This window comes from Streptomyces sp. CBMA123, from assembly GCF_014596465.1.
GTDB lineage: Bacteria > Actinomycetota > Actinomycetes > Streptomycetales > Streptomycetaceae > Kitasatospora.
Window position 1 is genome coordinate 1 of record NZ_MECK01000105.1, and the last position, 16598, is coordinate 16598.

Consider the following 16598-nt stretch of genomic DNA (forward strand, 5'->3'; position numbering starts at 1 on the left):
CCTGCAGCACGGCACCGGGCAGAACGGCACCGGGCAGCGCGACGAGGCCGCCGCCGAGCGCGCCCGCTCGGCCGTCCGCTCGGCGGTCGAGCAGTTGGAGCGGGTGCTGTCCGCCGTCCTGCTGCCCACCTGGCGGGACGTCTGGCGGGGCCTGGACCTGTTGCGCGCCCTGCCGCCGGCCGGCCACCTGGCGGAGCGCTGGACCGGCGACCGCTGGTCCTACACCGGCCACCGGGACCGGCTGGCCGCCGGCGAGCCGCCGCAGCCCCGGCAGGACGACGCCGTCACCGCGGCCCGCAAACTCGCCCAGCGCGAGCGCGAGCAGGCCCGGCTGGACGTCCAGGAGGCACTGGACGACCCGCTGGCGATGGCCGAACACCGGCTGTCCGGCGAGGCGTTCAGCGGGGTGGTGACCGAGGTGGTGCCGGACTACGACACCACCGGGCGCTCCCCCAAGCCCCGTCCGCTGGTCACCCTGCGCACCGCCGACCGCCCGCACGCCGACCTCGGCCGGGAGGCGCACCGGGTATGGGGGTCCCCCCGGCCGGAGGCCGGCGGAGGGCCGGCCGCGCAGAAGGCGCGGATCGTGGCGGTGGACCCGGAGGAGGGCACCATCACGCTGCGGATGCTGTCCGGCATGGGCCGCAGGAAGGAACCCGAGCCGGGCAGTGTGCCCGAGCCCGGCGAGCCGGTCACCTTCACCCTGTTCGAGTTGACGGTCCGCCAGTCCGCGCCGCTGCCCGAGCCGGACGACACCCCGTGGACCCACGGCGGCCCGCCCGGCACCGCACCCGTACCGGCCCCGACCGCCGCCACCACCGCCGCCACCGAGGATTGGGAATGATGAGCGAGCAGCCCCCGGGCGCGGCGGCCGACGCCGCGGTGGCCCGCATCCTGGCGGCCACCGTCCACCCGTCGGCCGGCGCGCCGCGCGGCGTGGTGGTGGACTCCCCGCCCGGCGCCGGGAAGTCGACCCTGGTGGTGCGGGCCGCCCGCGAGCTGGTGGCGGCCGGCGAGCGATTGATGATCGTCGCCCAGACCAACGGCCAGGTGGACGACCTGGTCGGCCGACTGGCCGAGAAGGCACCGGAGTTGACGATCGGCCGGCTGCACGCGGCGGACTCCCGGCCGGGGCCGGAGGTGCTCCGGCACGCCAGTGTCACGCCGTCCGACAAGGTCGCCGACCTGGTCGAGCACGACGTGGTGATCTCGACCTCCGCCAAGTGGCAGTGGGTGCGGGCCGAGGCGCCGTGGCGGCACGCGATCGTCGACGAGGCGTACCAGATGCGCTCGGACGCCCTGCTCGCGGTGGCCCGGCTCTTCGAGCGGGCGCTGTTCGTCGGGGACCCGGGCCAGCTGGACCCGTTCACCGTGGTCGGCACCGAGCAGTGGGCGGGCCTGTCCTACGACCCGTCCGGCAGCGCCGTGGTGACCATGCTGGCGCACAACCCGCAGATCGAACCGCACCGGCTGCCGGTCTCCTGGCGGCTGCCGGCCAGCGCGGCGCCGCTGATCTCGCGCGCCTTCTACCCGTACACGCCGTTCCGCTCCGGCACCGGCCCGGACGACCGCGCGCTGACCGCCGCCGTACGGCCGGACGGCTCCGCGCTGGACGCGGTGATCGACCGGGCGGCCGAGCACGGCTGGGCGCTGCTGGAGCTGCCCGCCCGGCACACCGTGCGGACGGACCCCCAGGCGGTGGCGGCGGTCGCGGCCACCGTCCGGCGGCTGCTGGAGCGCGGGCTGACCGCCCGCTCCGAGCAGGGCGAGGCCCCGCTCACCGCGGACCGGATCGCCGTCGGCACCGCGCACCGGGACCAGGCGGCGGCGGTGCGGGCGGCCCTGGTCAAGGTGGGCGTCCCGGTGGACGGCACGGTCGGTCCGGCCGTCACGGTGGACACCGCGAACCGGCTGCAGGGCCGGGAGTACGACGTCACCGTGGTGCTGCACCCGCTCTCCGGGCGCCCCGACGCGACCGCCTTCCACCTGGAGACCGGCCGGCTCTGCGTGCTGGCCTCCCGCCACCGGCACGCCTGCATCGTGGTCGGCCGGGCCGGGATCGCGGAGCTGCTGGACGAGCACCCCGCCACCGAGCCGGTGCAGTTGGGCGTCCCGGTGGCCTTCCCGGACGGCTGGGAGGCGAACCACCAGGTCCTCCAGCACCTGGCCGGCCACCGGGTGCACCTGCGGTAGGGCCTGTCTCTCGGATCCCTGCCCGATCCGACACCGTCCGACAGCCAGGCCCCAGCGAGGGCCCGGTCAGTCCTCGGTCTCGCAGACGGCGAAGGCCACCACGGACCCGCGCTCGGCCTGGGCGCTCCAGCCGGTGGCGTCGGCGGTCGGCCCGCTGGCGCGCACCGGTCCGTCCGCGTCGGGCTGGAGCCGGTAGCCGCCGCCGGTCAGGTGGGTGCCGGCCGGGCAGGCCGCCGTGGAGACGCCGCCGGGGGCGCTCGGCGGCCCGGTGACGACCTTGGCCGTCTCGGCGGCGAAGGCAGGCCCGGCGGACGCGACCGCGGTCAGGACGGCGGCGGTCAGGACGGCGGCGGCCGGCAGGAGGCCGGTGGACGGTGCGCGCATGGGGTGCTCCCGGTTCGGTGGAGGACTGCTGTACCCGGCACAACCGGTTCGCACGCGATCCGGAAGCGCGGCGCCCGGGGCACCGCCCCGGCGCGTGCCGGGGAATAGCGCCTGCACGCGCACCGTTCCGCTACCGGCCGCCGCCGCGAGACAATGGACGGCGGCCACGATCGGGCGGTGCGGCCCGGAGCAGCCCGCCGCCCTCCCTCACCGAGACCCCGGAGGTGTCCGTCCATGCCCGACTCCCCCGCCGAGACGCCCGAGCCCACCAGGCGACTGCGCCCCGTGCAGCTCCTGTTCGAGCCGCAGTCCGCCGAACCGGAGCCGGAACGATTCTTCGACCTGGAGTCCATCGACGACCCCGCGGAGCTGCTGCGCCGCTCCACCGAACTGGCCCTGGCCTTCCGGGCCGCCGCCGAGCGGGCCACCGACTTCCAGGCCGTCGCCGCCGCCCAGCTCGCCGACCCGCGCCGGTTCGACGCGCTGTCGGACACCGAGGTCGCCGAGCGCGCGGACTGGACCCCGGACTACGCGGCCAAGATGATCGAGTACGGCCGCGGCCTGCTCCAGCCGCGCCGCCACGAGGACTGAAGCCCGTCCGGGCAGCCGCTGGCATATGCCAGCGGCGGAGGGTACGCGATCGCCCGCCACCCTGTCCGGCGAACGGCGCTTTCCGCCACACCGGGGGCGCGCACGGCGCAGGCTGCTGGGCGTGGACATCTGGACGCACCAGTCGGTGGAGTACGTCACCGTGGCCGGGGAGGCCTGGCTGGCCTCCGCCAGCGAGTACCCGCGCAGCATGCGCGCCCTCTGGGAGGCCCGCCCGTGGGCGCCCTCCGTGCTGCCCTGCGGGCGGGCCTTCGACGTGATCAGCATGCCGTCGCTGTTCGGCCGCCGGGTGCTGGACGAACTGTGGGCCTCCGGCCCCGGCTGCGGCCCGGTCGCGGGCTACCGGGGCCGCACCCTGCTGTTCGTCCAGCCCGGCGCGGCCCCCCGGCTGCGCCGGCTGCTGGCCTGGGAGGAGTGGGCCCGGGACGTGCCGCCGCTGCTCTGCCACGGCAAGGGCGACGCGGTGACGGTGCCGCCGCTGCAGCGGATGGTGCACGGCCCGGACTCCCCCGGCCGGGGGTCGGGCCGCTGGATCGTCGCCCCGGACGAGCGGGAACCCTGGCTGCCCGGGGCCTCGGTGGTGCTCTGGGCCTGCGTACGGGCGGCGCGCGAGCCCGGCGGGGCCGTCCCGGCCGAGCCGGTCGTCGTGACCGGGGGGTGAACGGGGAGCGGCCGGTATTCGATTTTGGCCCGACCGCAGGCCGCTGCTAGAGTCTTCTCTGTCAGCAGGCGCCGCTAGCTCAGTTGGTTAGAGCAGCTGACTCTTAATCAGCGGGTCCGGGGTTCGAGTCCCTGGCGGCGCACAGACAGCCGAGAGGCCCCTTGCGAAAGCGAGGGGCCTCTCGGCGTTTCCCGTCCGGGGCACCGGAGGACCGCCCGGGCGGTCCCGCCGGAGGAACGGCCGGGCCGCCCGCCGGAACGGGACGGCCCGGCCGGGGCTCAGCGGCCGCGCAGCGCGCGGTAGCGGGCGACCAGCTCGGCGGTGGAGCTGTCCAGCTGCTCGCCGCCCTCACCGGTGAGCAGCACCGGCTCGATCCGCTTGGCGAGCACCTTGCCCAGCTCGACGCCCCACTGGTCGAAGGAGTCGATGTTCCAGATCGCGCCCTGGACGAACACCTTGTGCTCGTACAGCGCGACCAGCTGGCCGAGCACCGACGGGGTCAGCTCGGCGGCCAGGATGGTGGTGGTCGGGTGGTTGCCCTTGAAGGTCTTGTGCGGGACGAGTTCGGCCGGCACGCCCTCGGCGGCGACCTCCTCCGGGGTCTTGCCGAAGGCCAGCGCCTGGGTCTGGGCGAAGAAGTTGGCCAGCAGCAGGTCGTGCTGGGCGACCAGGCGGTCGGGCAGGTCGGCGACCGGGCGGGCGAAGCCGATGAAGTCGGCCGGGATCACCTTGGTGCCCTGGTGCAGCAGCTGGTAGTAGGCGTGCTGGCCGTTGGTGCCGGGGGTGCCCCAGACCACCGGGCCGGTCTGCCAGCCGACCGGGGTGCCGTCGCGGGTCACCGACTTGCCGTTGGACTCCATGTCCAGCTGCTGGAGGTAGGCGGTGAACTTGGACAGGTAGTGCGAGTACGGCAGCACCGCGTGCGCCTGGGCGTCGAAGAACGCGCCGTACCAGACGCCCAGCAGGCCGAGCAGCAGCGGGACGTTCTGCTCCGGCGGGGCGGTGCGGAAGTGCTCGTCGACCAGGTGGAAGCCGTCCAGCATCTCGCGGAAGGCGTCCGGGCCGATGGCGATCATCAGCGAGAGGCCGATCGCCGAGTCGTAGGAGTAGCGGCCGCCGACCCAGTCCCAGAACTCGAACATGTTGGCGGTGTCGATGCCGAAGTCCTGCACGCCCTGGGCGTTGGTGGACAACGCGACGAAGTGCTTGGCCACCGCCTCGGTGCCGGCGCCCAGGCCGTCGAGCAGCCAGCCCCGGGCGGAGACGGCGTTGGTGATGGTCTCGATGGTGGTGAAGGTCTTCGAGGCGACGATGAACAGCGTCTCGGCCGGGTCGAGGTCGCGGACCGCCTCGTGCAGGTCGGCGCCGTCCACGTTGGAGACGAAACGCACCGCCAGGTCGCGTTCGCCGAACGAGCGGAGCACCTCGTAGGCCATCGCCGGGCCGAGGTCGGAGCCGCCGATGCCGATGTTGACCACGGCGCGGATCGGCTTGCCGGTGTGGCCCTTCCACTCGCCGCTGCGGACCCGGTCGGCGAAGCCGGCCATCTTGTCCAGGACGGCGTGCACCCCGGGGACGACGTTGACGCCGTCGACCTCGACGACGGCGTCGCGCGGGGCCCGCAGCGCGGTGTGCAGGACGGCGCGCTGCTCGGTGAGGTTGATCTTCTCGCCGCGGAACATGGCGTCCCGCAGCTCGGCGACGCCGGTGGCGGCGGCGAGTTCGCGCAGCAGCTCCAGCGTCTCGTCGGTGACCAGGTGCTTGGCGTAGTCCACGTACAGGTCGCCGACCCGCAGGGTGTGGGTGCGGCCGCGCTCGGGGTCGGCGGCGAACAGCTCGCGCAGGTGGGTCTCGCCCAGCTCGGACCGGTGCTTGGCCAGGGCGGCCCACTGCGGGGTGCGGTCGAGCGGGGTGCGGGCGTCGGCGCGGGTCTCCGACATCGGTGGGTCCTCGATTCATCTGGGTGCAGAAACCGGCAGGGCCAGGCGTGAGGGTCAGGCGGTGAGGGCCTGCTCGCGAGGTCGTGGCGGTACTGGTGGTGCGCCGACTCCGTTGACGGCCTGCCCGGGTTCAGCCTATGCAACCTCGGCGGGGGTCGCGCACATTCCGGTGGCCGGGCGCGGACTGCCCGTCACTTCCGTTGCGTCCGCCACATCCGTCGGGCACAGCGCTTCCGTCGCGCCCGCTACTTCCGTTCGGAGCGCAGGTCCAGTCCGCGCAGCACGTGGTCGACCAGTTCCGGGTCGGCGCCCGGTTCGCTGCGGGCGACGAGCATCTCGCGCCGGGAGGCGGCGATCATCTCCTGCTCGACCTCGGCGGCGGCCCGCCACTGGGCGATCCGCTGCTTGGCCTCGGCGGCCTCCTCCTCGGCGTAGTTCTCCGGGCAGAGCCGGGCCAGCCGGTCGTGCTGACGGTCCCGCAGCCGGTCGGCGACCTCGGCGGGCAGCTTGTCCTGCTCCTCGAGTTCGCCGAGCCGCTGGAGTCCGGCCTTGGCGGCCCGCCACCAGAGCTGGCGCACGGCCTGCTCGTGCTTGTCCTGGTCGATGTCCAGTTCGAGCCGCTTGGCCAGCCAGGGCAACGTCAGACCCTGGACCAGCAGGGTGAACAGCACCACGCTGAAGGCGATGAAGACCAGCCGGCCGCGCTCCGGGAAGTCCGCGCCGGAGTGCAGGACGAGCGGGATGGCGAGGGCCAGGGCGACGGTGGCCACCCCGCGCATGCCGGACCACCAGAGGACCACGCTCTCCTTCCAGCTGAACGGGGTGTCCTCCTCGTCCCCCTTGCGCAGCTTCTTCGACAGCCAGCCGGCCGGCAGCAGCCAGAACAGCCGGACCAGCACCACGACCGCGATGACCACGGCGGCGTCGCCGAGGAAACCGGTCCAGCCGCGGCCGGCCTCCTTGAGCACAGTGGCCAGCTCCAGGCCGATCAGGCCGAAGGCGACGCCGGTGATCAGGATCTCGACCACCTCCCAGAAGGCGTTGCCGACCAGCCGGTAGGCGACGGCGTCGGCGTCGGCGGCCCGCTCGGCGAGGTAGAGCGCGCAGATCACCACGGCGAGCACGCCGGAGCCGTGGATCTCCTCAGCGATGGTGTAGGCGGCGAAGGGCACCAGGAGGTTGAGCGCGACCTGCTGGGTCGGGTCGTCCAGGCGGTCGGCGAGCTTGGCGTTCACCCAGCCGAGCACCACGCCGACGATCACGGCGAGCACCGCCGACAGCACGAAGCGCAGCACCGCGTGGCCGACCGAGAAGTCGCCGCTGACCATGGCCTCGATGGCCAGCGAGTAGATGACGATCGCGGTGACGTCGTTGAACAGGCCCTCGCTCTCCAGGATCGCCACCAGGCGCCGGGGCAGCCCGATGCTGCCGGCCACCGCGACGGCGGCCACCGGGTCGGGCGGGGAGACCAGCGCGCCGACCGCGATCGCGGCGGCCAGCGGCACGGCGGGCAGCAGCCAGTGCACGGCGCCGGCCACGGCGATCGTGGTGACCACCACCAGGGCGATCGCCAGCAGCAGGATCGAGCGGGCGTTGGCCTTGAAGTAGCGGACCGAGGAGCGCCGGGCGACGGCGAAGATCAGTGGCGGCAGGACCAGCGGGAGGATCAGCTCGGGCTCGATCTTGACGTCCGGGATCTGCGGGACGAGGGCCATGACGATGCCGAGCAGGGTCATCAGGACCGGTTGCGGCACGCCCGTCCTGCGGGCGAGTGGCATGGTCACCACGGAGGCGAGCAGCACCAGGAAGAACAGGGGCAGCTGGCCCACGGGGAGGTTCCTCTCGACGGCGGATCGACGGCCGGCGGCCGATCGGGACGGCCGGCCGGTCGGCGACGGACGGCTGAGCGCCGCCCAGGATAAATCTGACAATGCGCCCATAGGTGAAGACACGCCGAACAGGCGCTTGACCTGAAGCGCACTTCAGCACCGAGGATCGGGGTGTTCGCGTGATGGAACCGGCGAGAGGAGCCCCCATGAAGGCGGTCACGGTACCGACGTCCGGCGGTCCGGAGGTCCTGCGGGTCACCCAGGTGGCCGACCCCGAGCCCGCAGCGGGCGAGGTCCGGGTACGGGTGTACACCGCCGCGGTGCAGCCGGTGGACCTCGCGATCCGGGAGGGCTTCCGCCCGCCGGGGCTGGTGGCCGAGCCGCCGATCGTCCTCGGCAACGAGTTCGCCGGGGTGGTGGACCGGCTCGGGCCGGGCGTCGACGCCTGGCGGGTCGGCGACGAGGTGCTGGGCTTCCGCATGCTGGGCTGCCAGGCCGAGCTGGTCACGGTGGACGCCGCCCAGCTGGTGGCCAAGCCCGCCGGGATGCCCTGGGAGCAGGCCGGCTCGCTCTCCGCCTCCGGCCAGACCGCCCACGTCGCGCTGGACCTGCTCGGTGTCGCCGCCGGCGACACCGTCCTGGTGCACGGCGCCAGCGGCGGGGTCGGCACCGTCGCCGTCCAGCTCGCCCGGGCCCTGGGCGCCACCGTGATCGGCACCGCGAGCGAGCGCAACCACGACTACCTGCGCGAGCTGGGCGCGATCCCGGTCGCGTACGGCGAGGGGCTGGTCGAGCGGGTCCGGGCGGTCGCCCCGCAGGGGGTGGACGCGGCCTTCGACGCGGCCGGCCGGGGCGCCCTGGCGGCCTCCGTCGAGCTGGTCGCCGACCGGGACCGGATCGGCACCGTGGTCGACTACCCGGAGGCCGAGCGGCTGGGCGTCCGGGGGCTGCGGGCGCCGCGCACCGCCGAGCGGCTGACCGAGCTGGTCCGGCTCTGGGAGACCGGCGGGCTGCGGATCGAGATCGCCGAGACGCTGCCGCTGGAGCGGGCCGAACAGGCGCACCGGCTGGTCGGCACCGGGCACGTCCGCGGCAAGGTGGTGCTCACCGCCTGAGCAGGCCGGGCGCTCCGGGGCCGATTGGGTGTTTCGGCCGCTGACCAGGTAATGTTCTCCAGGTCAGCAGGCGCCGCTAGCTCAGTTGGTTAGAGCAGCTGACTCTTAATCAGCGGGTCCGGGGTTCGAGTCCCTGGCGGCGCACAGACAGCCGAGAGGCCCCTTGCGAAAGCGAGGGGCCTCTCGGCGTTTTCCGTCCTGGGCACCGGAGGAACGGCATCCCGGATGGCAGGAAAGGTGGGAAACCGGTCATTGCTGCCACCGCGGCCCGCTGACAGGCTGGCCGCATGAGAGCGCGCAGCGTGGTCGTCGTCCTCTACGAGGGCGTGCAGAGCCTGGACGTGACCGGGCCCATGGAGGTGTTCGCGGGAGCGGGCGCGGCCGCCGGGCAGCCGGGCGCGTACCGGGTGACCACCGCCTCGCTCGGCGGCGGGCCGGTGGCCAGCACCAGCGGGCTGCGGCTGCTGCCGGACACCGACCTGGCCGAGGCCGGGCCGGTGCACACCCTGCTGGTCCCCGGCGGGCAGGGCGGCGAGCCGCCGGACGGCCTGCTGGTGGCACGGATCCGGGAGCTGGCCGGCCGGGCCGAGCGGGTGGTTTCGGTGTGCACCGGCGCCTTCCTGCTCGCCGAGGCCGGACTGCTCTCCGGACGCCGGGTGACCACCCACTGGGCCTACTGCGGGGAACTGGCCCGGCGGTTCCCGGACGTCACGGTCGACCCGGATCCGATCCACGTCCGGGACGGCCACATCGCCACCTCGGCCGGGGTCACCGCCGGGATCGACCTGGCGCTGGCCCTGGTCGAGGAGGACCACGGCCGGGACGCCGCGCTGCTGATCGCCCGTTACCTGGTGGTCTTCCTGCGCCGGCCGGGCAACCAGGCCCAGTTCAGCACCCAGCTGGCCGCCCAGGTGGCGGCCCGGCAGCCGCTGCGCGAGGTCCAGCGGTGGATCGCCGAGCACCCCGAGGCCGACCTGTCGGTCGAGGCGCTGGCCCACCGGTCGGCGCTGTCGCCGCGGCACTTCGCCCGGGCCTTCGCCGCCGAGGTGGGGGTGACCCCGGGCCGGTACGTGGACTCGGTCCGGCTGGAGGCCGCCCGGCGGCAGCTGGAGGACACCGACGACGGCATTGAGGAGATCGCCCGCTCCTGCGGCTACGGCACCCCGGAGGCGATGCGGCGCGCCTTCGTCCGGTCCCTGGCCGCCCCGCCCGCCGAGTACCGACGCCGCTTCCGGTCCCAGCCCGGTGGTTCCCCACCCGATGGTTCGCGGCCCGGTGGTTCCCCGCCCGATGGTTCGCAGCCCCTTGGAGGTCACTGATGCGCATCGCCGTCCTGCTCTACCCCGACTTCACCACCCTCGACGCGGTCGGCCCGTACGAGGTGCTGTCCCGGATCCCCGGGGCCGAGGTGGTGTTCACCGCCGCGCAGCGCGGGCCGGTCCGCAACGACCGGACCAGCCTGGCGATCACCGCGGACGCCACGCTGGACGAGGTGGACTCGGCCGACCTGCTGCTCGTCCCCGGCGGCCCCGGGACGGAGGCGCAGCTGACCGACGAGGCGGTGCTCGACTGGGTGCGCCGGGTGGACGCGACCACCACCTGGACCACCTCGGTCTGCTCCGGCTCGCTGATCCTGGGCGCCGCCGGGCTGCTCCGGGGCCGCCGGGCCACCACCCACTGGGGCGTCCTGGACCGCCTGCCCGGCTTCGGGGCGGAGCCGACCGGCACCGAGCGGATCGTGGTCGACGGCAAGTACGCGACCGCGGCCGGGGTCTCGGCCGGGATCGACCTCGCGCTGCGGCTGACCGGCCTGATCGCCGGGGACGCCACCGCGGAGGCGATCCAGCTGCTCATCGAGTACGACCCGCAGCCGCCGTACTCTGCAGGCTCGCTCGCGACGGCCTCCCCGGCGGCGGTCGAGGGGGCGAGGCGGCTGCTGCTGGGCTGACGGCCCAGCGGGGTCGCGGGGGCCGCACCCGACCGGGCGCGGACCCCGCGACACGGGCTCCGGGGCACGGACCCGGCCTCCGGTCAGCGGCCGAAGTAGCCGTCGAAGTTCCTGGAGAACTCCCGGCCGCCGAACTGGTCCCAGTTGACCGACCAGGTCATCAGCCCGGCCAGGTTCGGCTGGGCCCCCGAACGCGGCACGTACGTACCGCAGTTGACCAGCCTGGTGAGGCAGTCCAGCGCCTTGTCCACCTCGGCCGGGGCGATGTAGCCGTTGCCCGCGTTGGTGGTGGCCGGCATGCCGATGGCGACCTTCGAGGCGGGCAGCGGCGGGAACACGTTGGCGGCGTTGCCCGCGACCGGGAAGCCCTTGAGCAGCAGGTCGGTCATCGCGACGTGGAAGTCGGCGCCGCCCATGGAGTGGTACTGGTTGTCCAGGCCCATGACGGAGCCGGAGTTGTAGTCCTGGACGTGCAGCAGGGTGAGGTCGTCGCGCAGCGCGTAGATGACCGGCAGGTACGCCCCGGCGCGCGGGTCCTGGCCGCCCCAGGGGCCGGATCCGTAGTACTGGTAGCCGAGTTGGACGAAGAACGTCTCCGGCGCCATGGTCAGCACGAAGCCCGGACCGTACTTGGCCTTGAGGGTCTTCAGTGCCGAGATCAGGTTGACGATGACCGCGCTCTTCGGGTTCTTGAAGTCGGTGTCGCCGGTGTCGAGGGAGAGCGAGTGGCCCTCGAAGTCGATGTCCAGGCCGTCCAGGCCCCACGTGTCGATGATCGCCGAGACCGAGCTGACGAAGGTGTCCCGGGCGGCGGCGGTGGTCAGCTGGACCTGGCCGTTCTGGCCGCCGATCGAGATCAGCACCTTCTTGCCCTGGGCGCGCTTGGCGGCGATGGCGGCCTTGAAGTCGGCGTCGGACTCGGCGGTCGGGCAGTCGGTGGTCGAGCAGCGGTTGAAGCGGATGTCGCCGGAGGTCGGGGCGGTCGGCTCGCCGAAGGAGAGGTCGATGACGTCCCAGGAGCCGGGGACGTCGGCCAGCCGGGTGTAGCCGGCGCCGTTGGCGAAGCTGGCGTGCAGGTAGCCGACCAGGGTGTGGCCGCCGGAGGGGGTGCCCGTGGGCGTTCCGGTGGGGGTGGACGTCGGGGTGCCGGTGGGGGTTCCGGTCGGGGTGCCGGTGGGCGTGGACGTCGGCGTGGACGTCGGCGTCGGGGTGGGCGTCGGGGTGGGCGTCGGGCTGGGGGCGCCCGGGCCGTCCAGCGAGACGTCGTCCGCGTAGTAGGTGCCCTGGCCGTACCAGCCGTGGGTGTACACGGTGGCGGTGGTCTGGTTGGCGCCGGTGGTGAAGCTGACGCTGAGCTTCTGGTAGCCGCCGCCGGTGCCGGGGGTCCAGGTGCTGGGGCCGCCGCCGTCGACGCCCAGGTAGACGTAGGAGCCGTTGACGTAGGCGCTGAGCGTGTAGGTGGTGCTGGGCGCGACGGCGACGGTCTGGGAGCACTGGGCGGTGTCGCCGGCGGTGGCGGCGGCGGCGAGCGCGTGGCCGCCGCTGTGCACGGGGGTCGTGACGACGCTGCCGGAGTTGCCGGTGCAGCTCCAGGGGCCGAGCGAGCCGGACTCGAAGCCGCCGTTGACCAGGAACTCTCCGGCCGAGGCGGCGGGCGCCGGACCCAGGGTGACGCCGACCAGGGTGGCGGCGGCGACGGCGGAGGCGGTGCCGGCGGCGAGTGCGGCACGGCGGTGTCCGGGCCGCCGCCCCGAGCCAAAGGGCGCGCCGGCGCCGAGAGGGAGGAGTGAGGGAGCGACGGAGGAGCGACCGAGCGACGAGTGTCGGCGCCGGATCCGGAGCACCCGGAGGCGAGCGGGCGAGTAACGACTTCTGCGCATGGCGGGTGCTCCCTGCGGTGGCGCGGTCGTGGGGGACGTCCGAGGGCACGCCGGAGCACGCGCCAGTGGGGGGAACGGCCCGGCCTGGCACCCAAGTTGGACTAGACCACTGAAGTGGATCCGACAGTGCGCTGTCAATGGTCCAGACCGGTCCGGGAGCCCGGCGGGACCGCCCCGGTTGCCGGGGGTGACACCCCGTCGAAGGATGGAGGAGTGACCCCGCCCGGCTACCTCCGCCACCCCCACCTGCACGGCGACCTGCTCGCCTTCACCGCCGAGGACGACGTCTGGATCGCGCCGCTGGACGCCGGCGCCGCCACCACCGGCCGGGCCTGGCGGGTCGGCTGCGACCGCACCCGGGTCAGCCACCCCCGCTTCTCCCCCGACGGCCGCACCCTCGCCTGGACCAGCTGGCTCGGCCTGACCCCCGAGGTGTGGACCGCCCCGACCGAGGGCGGCGAGGCCCGCCGGCTCAGCTACTGGGGCAGCCAGGACACCCGGGTGCGCGGCTGGCTGCCGGACGGCGAGGTCCTGGCCGTCACCTCCTACCACGAGCCCTTCGGCCACTACACCTGGGCGCACGCCCTGCCGCCCGACGGCTCCCCCGGCCGCCGGATGCCCTGGGGCCCGGTCGGCGACGCCCAGCTGAGCCGGCGGCGGACCGTCCTGCTCACCGGCTCCGCCCCGCACGAACCCGCCGCCTGGAAGCGCTACCGCGGCGGCGCCGTCGGCCGGCTCTGGGTGGACGGCGAACGGATCCTGCCCGAGCACACCGGCCACCTCGCCTCCCCCATGCCGGTCGACGACCGGATCGCCTTCCTCTCCGACCACGAGGGCATCGGCAACCTCTACTCCTGCCGCCCCGACGGCACCGACCTGCGCCGGCACACCGACCACGCCTCCTACTACGCCCGCGAGGCCGCCACCGACGGCACCCGGATCGTCTACCAGCACGCCGGCGACCTCTGGCTGCTCGACGGCCTGGACGCCCCCGCCCCGCGCCGGCTGGACGTGCCGCTCGGCGGCGCCCGGGCCGGCCGCCGCCCGTACCAGGTCGGCGCCGCCTCCCAGGTCAAGGACCTCGCCTGCGACCAGACCGGGCGGGCCGGGGTGATCACCGTGCGCGGCAGCCAGTACTGGCTCACCCACAAGGACGGCCCGGCCCGGGCCCTCGCCGACACCCCCGGGGTCCGCACCCGGCTGCCCGTGGTGCTCGGCCACACCGGCGAGGCCGCCTGGATCACCGACGCCGAGGGCGCCGACGCGATCGAGGTGGTGCCGCTGCCCGGACACGAGGAGGCCGCGCACCACCACCACCGGGTGCTCGCCGCCGGCCGGCTCGGCCGGGCCCTGGAGCTCACCGCCGCCCCCGACGGCGCCCGGCTCGCCGTCACCACCTCCGACGGGCGGCTGCTGCTGGTGACCGCCGCCGACGGTGAGGTCCGCGAACTGGCCGCCTCCGACTACGGGCCCGTCTCCAGCGCCCGGTTCTCCCCCGACTCGCACTGGATCGCCTGGTCCCAGCCGGCCGCCGGGCGCTCACTGCGCCGGATCCGGCTCACCCGCACCGACGCCCCCGCGCCGATCACCGACGTCACCGACGGCCGGTTCGAGGACGAGCAGCCGGTGTTCACCCGGGACGGCCGCTACCTGGCCTTCCTGTCCTGGCGCGGCTTCGACCCCGTCCACGACGTGCACACCGGCGACCTCTCCTTCCCGGTCGGCTGCCGCCCCTACCTCGTCCCGCTCACCGCCGACACGCCCTCCCCGTTCGCCGCGCCCACCGAGGACGGCGCCCCGCGCGGGGACGGCGGCGGCGACGGCACCGTCCGGGTCGACCCCCAGGGCATCGGCGAGCGGCTGCTGCAGTTCCCGGTGATCGCCTCCAAGTACTCGGCCACCGACGCGGTGCGCGGCGGCCTGGTCTGGCTGCGCTGGCCGATCTCCGGCACCCTCGGGCAGACCTTCGCCAGCCCCGACGACACCTCCGGCCGCCCCTCCCTGGAGCACTTCGACCTGGCCCGGGGCACCCGCAGCACGCTGGTCGACAAGCTGGACGGCTACGCGGTCTCCGGGGACGGCGGCTCGATCGCGGTCTACTCGGCCGGGACGCTGCGGGTGGTCCCGGTCGGCGCCCCCTCCGCCGGGACCAGCGTCGACCTGCGCCGGATCACCCACACCGTGCACCCCGCCGCCGAGTGGCGCCAGGCGTACCACGAGGCGGCCCGGATCGTCCGGGACCAGTTCTGGGACGAGCGGATGTCCGGGCTGGACTGGCCCGCCCTGGTCGCCCAGTACGAGCCGCTGCTGGAACGGATCTGCTCACCCGACGACTTCGCCGACCTGCTGCGCGAGCTCCTCGGCGAACTCGGCACCTCGCACGCCTACGTCACCCCCTCCCGGCGCGCCGAGGGCCCCACCCTCGCCCAGCAGCCGCTCGGCCTGCTCGGCGCCAACGCCCACCGCGCCCCCGACGGCCGCTGGCTGGTCGACCGGGTGCTGCCCGGCGAGTCCTCCGACCCGCGCGCCCGCGCCCCGCTGGCGGCCCGGGGCGTCCGGGACGGCGACGAGCTGCTGGAGATCGGTGGCCGCCCGGTGGACCCGGTGCGCGGACCGCTGCCGCTGCTGGCCGGCACCGGCGGCACCACCGTCGAACTCGCCCTGCGCAGCGGCCCGGACGGCCCGGTGCGGCGGATCACCGTCACCCCGCTGACCGACGAACGGGCCGTCCGCTACCAGGACTGGGTGACCAAACGGCGTTCCCTGGTACGGGAGTTCAGCGACGGCCGGTGCGGCTACCTGCACATCCCGGACCTCGGCGGCTCCGGCTGGGCCCAGTTCAACCGGGACCTGCGGCGCGAACTGGACAAGCCCGCGCTGGTGCTGGACGTACGCGGCAACGCCGGCGGCAACGTCTCCGAACTCGTCCTGGAGAAGCTCACCCGGCACGTCCTCGCCTGGGACTTCAGCCGGGACCGCCAGCCCGTCCGCTGGCCCCGGCACGCGCTGCGCGGCCCGCTGGTGGCGCTCGCCGACGAGGCGACCAGCTCGGACGGGGACGTGATCATCGCGGCGATCAAACTGCTCGGCCTCGGCCCGGTGATCGGCAACCGCACCTGGGGCGGGGTGGTCGGGATGACCGGGCGGCACACCCTGGGCGACGGCACCCAGATCTCGGTGCCGAAGAACGCCTCCTGGTTCGGCGGCGGGCTCGGCTGGTCGGTGGAGAACCGGGGCGTGGAACCGGACGTGCACGTGCTGCGCACCCCCCAGGACTGGGCCCGGGGGCGCCATCCGGAGCTGGTCGCCGCCGTCCAACTCGCCCTGGAACTACTGGAGGACGCGCCGGCGGCGGCGCCCCCGCCGGAATCCACGCCCCGGCCGGACCTGCGGCGACCGCCACTGCCGCCGCGGGCCGGTTGACCGCCGCGGGCCGGCTGACCTGGAGGGGCCGGACGACCGCGGCGGAGAGACGGATGACCGAGGGGCTCAGCCCCAGGGGTCGCCCTCGGCCGTCATGTTCTCGGCGGCACGCCGGTCGGCCTCCTCCTGGGCGACCCTCTCCTGGGCGAGCTTCTCCTGGGAGTCCCGGGTGCGCTCGACCTCCTCGCCGTACGCGTCGGCGGCCTCGTCGTGGGCGAGGGCGGCGCGCTGAGCGGCCTCCTGCCCGGTGGACTCGTGCTGCGGCGGCCGGTGGAACAGCCTGTCCAAGATGCCCATGACTCCTCCTGCTGCGGACGGAACTGTGGAACTCCGGGCTGCCCCCACTCTCACACCGGGGACCGAGGGGTGCACCTTGAGCCTTTGGTCCCTGGTGAACGCGTCGAAGGGCCGTAGTCGGGCGGCGCGGGACGGGCGGAGGGTGGCGGTGTGAGGAACTCGACCGAGGAACTGCACGACGGACCGCGCCGGCGGGTCGGCCCGCTGGCCGCGCTGGACGGGCGGCTGCCCGGCACCCACGACCTGCTGCTGATGCAGTGCCCCGGCTCGCTGCGCCCGGTCGCGGGCGGCGAGCTGCCGGACTGGGCGCGGACGGTGC

The 16598-nt window shown here is 74.6% G+C and carries 12 protein-coding genes, 2 tRNA genes and 1 pseudogene; 10 read left to right on the forward strand and 5 right to left on the reverse strand.

Annotated features, from left to right (window positions below; all coding sequences use genetic code 11):
- Both BG452_RS14725 and BG452_RS14730 read left to right on the forward strand, forming a co-directional pair.
- A pseudogene (locus BG452_RS14725) lies at nucleotides 1–844 on the forward strand (hypothetical protein); the annotation flags it as partial.
- Nucleotides 841–2193, forward strand: coding sequence for an AAA domain-containing protein (locus tag BG452_RS14730; protein WP_188304738.1), 1353 nt, complete (start codon nucleotides 841–843; stop codon nucleotides 2191–2193). The pseudogene BG452_RS14725 and the gene BG452_RS14730, both read left to right, overlap by 4 nt.
- Nucleotides 2194–2259: 66 nt before the next feature.
- On the opposite strand, the gene BG452_RS14735 is transcribed toward BG452_RS14730, so the two are convergent.
- Nucleotides 2260–2577 carry a hypothetical protein gene (locus BG452_RS14735; protein ID WP_188304739.1) on the reverse strand — a complete coding sequence of 106 codons (318 nt, stop codon included), beginning with the start codon at nucleotides 2575–2577 and terminating at the stop codon, nucleotides 2260–2262.
- Between the two features lie 234 nt (nucleotides 2578–2811).
- Between BG452_RS14735 and BG452_RS14740 the strand changes: the two genes are divergently transcribed.
- The 3 genes from BG452_RS14740 to BG452_RS14750 all read left to right on the forward strand — a co-directional run bounded on the left by BG452_RS14740 (nucleotide 2812) and on the right by BG452_RS14750 (nucleotide 3989).
- Nucleotides 2812–3168 carry a hypothetical protein gene (locus BG452_RS14740; RefSeq protein ID WP_188304740.1) on the forward strand — a complete coding sequence of 119 codons (357 nt, stop codon included), beginning with the start codon at nucleotides 2812–2814 and terminating at the stop codon, nucleotides 3166–3168.
- 25 nt (nucleotides 3169–3193) lie between these two features.
- Entirely contained in the window at nucleotides 3194–3847 is a 654-nt protein-coding gene (locus BG452_RS14745; RefSeq protein WP_188304741.1) for a bifunctional DNA primase/polymerase, read from the forward strand.
- A 68-nt stretch (nucleotides 3848–3915) separates the two neighbouring features.
- Nucleotides 3916–3989, forward strand: a tRNA-Lys gene (locus BG452_RS14750).
- 136 nt (nucleotides 3990–4125) lie between these two features.
- Here BG452_RS14750 and pgi read toward each other — a convergent pair.
- Nucleotides 4126–5787 carry a glucose-6-phosphate isomerase gene (gene pgi, locus BG452_RS14755; protein WP_188304742.1) on the reverse strand — a complete coding sequence of 554 codons (1662 nt, stop codon included), beginning with the start codon at nucleotides 5785–5787 and terminating at the stop codon, nucleotides 4126–4128.
- A 245-nt stretch (nucleotides 5788–6032) separates the two neighbouring features.
- Entirely contained in the window at nucleotides 6033–7616 is a 1584-nt protein-coding gene (locus tag BG452_RS14760; RefSeq protein WP_188304743.1) for a Na+/H+ antiporter, read from the reverse strand.
- 206 nt (nucleotides 7617–7822) lie between these two features.
- Between BG452_RS14760 and BG452_RS14765 the strand changes: the two genes are divergently transcribed.
- The 4 genes from BG452_RS14765 (at nucleotide 7823) to BG452_RS14780 (ending at nucleotide 10679) form a co-directional block, all read left to right on the forward strand.
- On the forward strand, nucleotides 7823–8731 hold the full coding sequence (locus BG452_RS14765; RefSeq protein ID WP_188304744.1) for an NADP-dependent oxidoreductase: 909 nt from the start codon (nucleotides 7823–7825) through the stop codon (nucleotides 8729–8731).
- A gap of 70 nt (nucleotides 8732–8801) precedes the next feature.
- Nucleotides 8802–8875, forward strand: a tRNA-Lys gene (locus BG452_RS14770).
- Between the two features lie 143 nt (nucleotides 8876–9018).
- The gene (locus BG452_RS14775) at nucleotides 9019–10050 is read left to right on the forward strand and encodes a GlxA family transcriptional regulator (RefSeq protein WP_188304745.1); all 1032 of its coding nucleotides are present in this window, start codon (nucleotides 9019–9021) and stop codon (nucleotides 10048–10050) included.
- Nucleotides 10050–10679 (forward strand): DJ-1/PfpI family protein, encoded by a 630-nt coding sequence (locus BG452_RS14780; protein ID WP_188304746.1) that lies wholly within the window; start codon nucleotides 10050–10052, stop codon nucleotides 10677–10679. The genes BG452_RS14775 and BG452_RS14780 overlap by 1 nt, the downstream gene beginning before the upstream one ends.
- A gap of 83 nt (nucleotides 10680–10762) precedes the next feature.
- Here the strand turns inward: BG452_RS14780 and BG452_RS14785 are convergent, their stop codons facing one another.
- Nucleotides 10763–12559 carry a chitinase gene (locus BG452_RS14785; protein ID WP_188304747.1) on the reverse strand — a complete coding sequence of 599 codons (1797 nt, stop codon included), beginning with the start codon at nucleotides 12557–12559 and terminating at the stop codon, nucleotides 10763–10765.
- A 213-nt stretch (nucleotides 12560–12772) separates the two neighbouring features.
- Between BG452_RS14785 and BG452_RS14790 the strand changes: the two genes are divergently transcribed.
- Nucleotides 12773–15982, forward strand: a complete 3210-nt coding sequence (locus tag BG452_RS14790; protein ID WP_317621048.1) for a S41 family peptidase — start codon at nucleotides 12773–12775, stop codon at nucleotides 15980–15982.
- 66 nt (nucleotides 15983–16048) lie between these two features.
- On the opposite strand, the gene BG452_RS14795 is transcribed toward BG452_RS14790, so the two are convergent.
- Complete coding sequence (locus tag BG452_RS14795) at nucleotides 16049–16279, reverse strand: hypothetical protein (RefSeq protein WP_188304748.1); 231 nt, start codon at nucleotides 16277–16279, stop codon at nucleotides 16049–16051.
- Nucleotides 16280–16598 lie beyond the last annotated feature (319 nt).

What these genes read in the sequence shown, in the direction of transcription:
- BG452_RS14795 (WP_188304748.1), bottom strand. Translation starts at nt 16,279, where the DNA reads ATGGGCATCTTGGACAGGCTGTTCCACCGGCCGCCGCAGCACGAGTCC.
- BG452_RS14745 (WP_188304741.1), top strand. Translation starts at nt 3,194, where the DNA reads ATGCCAGCGGCGGAGGGTACGCGATCGCCCGCCACCCTGTCCGGCGAA.
- BG452_RS14765 (WP_188304744.1), top strand. Translation starts at nt 7,823, where the DNA reads ATGAAGGCGGTCACGGTACCGACGTCCGGCGGTCCGGAGGTCCTGCGG.
- BG452_RS14730 (WP_188304738.1), top strand. Translation starts at nt 841, where the DNA reads ATGATGAGCGAGCAGCCCCCGGGCGCGGCGGCCGACGCCGCGGTGGCC.
- BG452_RS14775 (WP_188304745.1), top strand. Translation starts at nt 9,019, where the DNA reads ATGAGAGCGCGCAGCGTGGTCGTCGTCCTCTACGAGGGCGTGCAGAGC.
- BG452_RS14735 (WP_188304739.1), bottom strand. Translation starts at nt 2,577, where the DNA reads ATGCGCGCACCGTCCACCGGCCTCCTGCCGGCCGCCGCCGTCCTGACC.
- BG452_RS14785 (WP_188304747.1), bottom strand. Translation starts at nt 12,559, where the DNA reads ATGCGCAGAAGTCGTTACTCGCCCGCTCGCCTCCGGGTGCTCCGGATC.
- pgi (WP_188304742.1), bottom strand. Translation starts at nt 5,787, where the DNA reads ATGTCGGAGACCCGCGCCGACGCCCGCACCCCGCTCGACCGCACCCCG.
- BG452_RS14740 (WP_188304740.1), top strand. Translation starts at nt 2,812, where the DNA reads ATGCCCGACTCCCCCGCCGAGACGCCCGAGCCCACCAGGCGACTGCGC.
- BG452_RS14780 (WP_188304746.1), top strand. Translation starts at nt 10,050, where the DNA reads ATGCGCATCGCCGTCCTGCTCTACCCCGACTTCACCACCCTCGACGCG.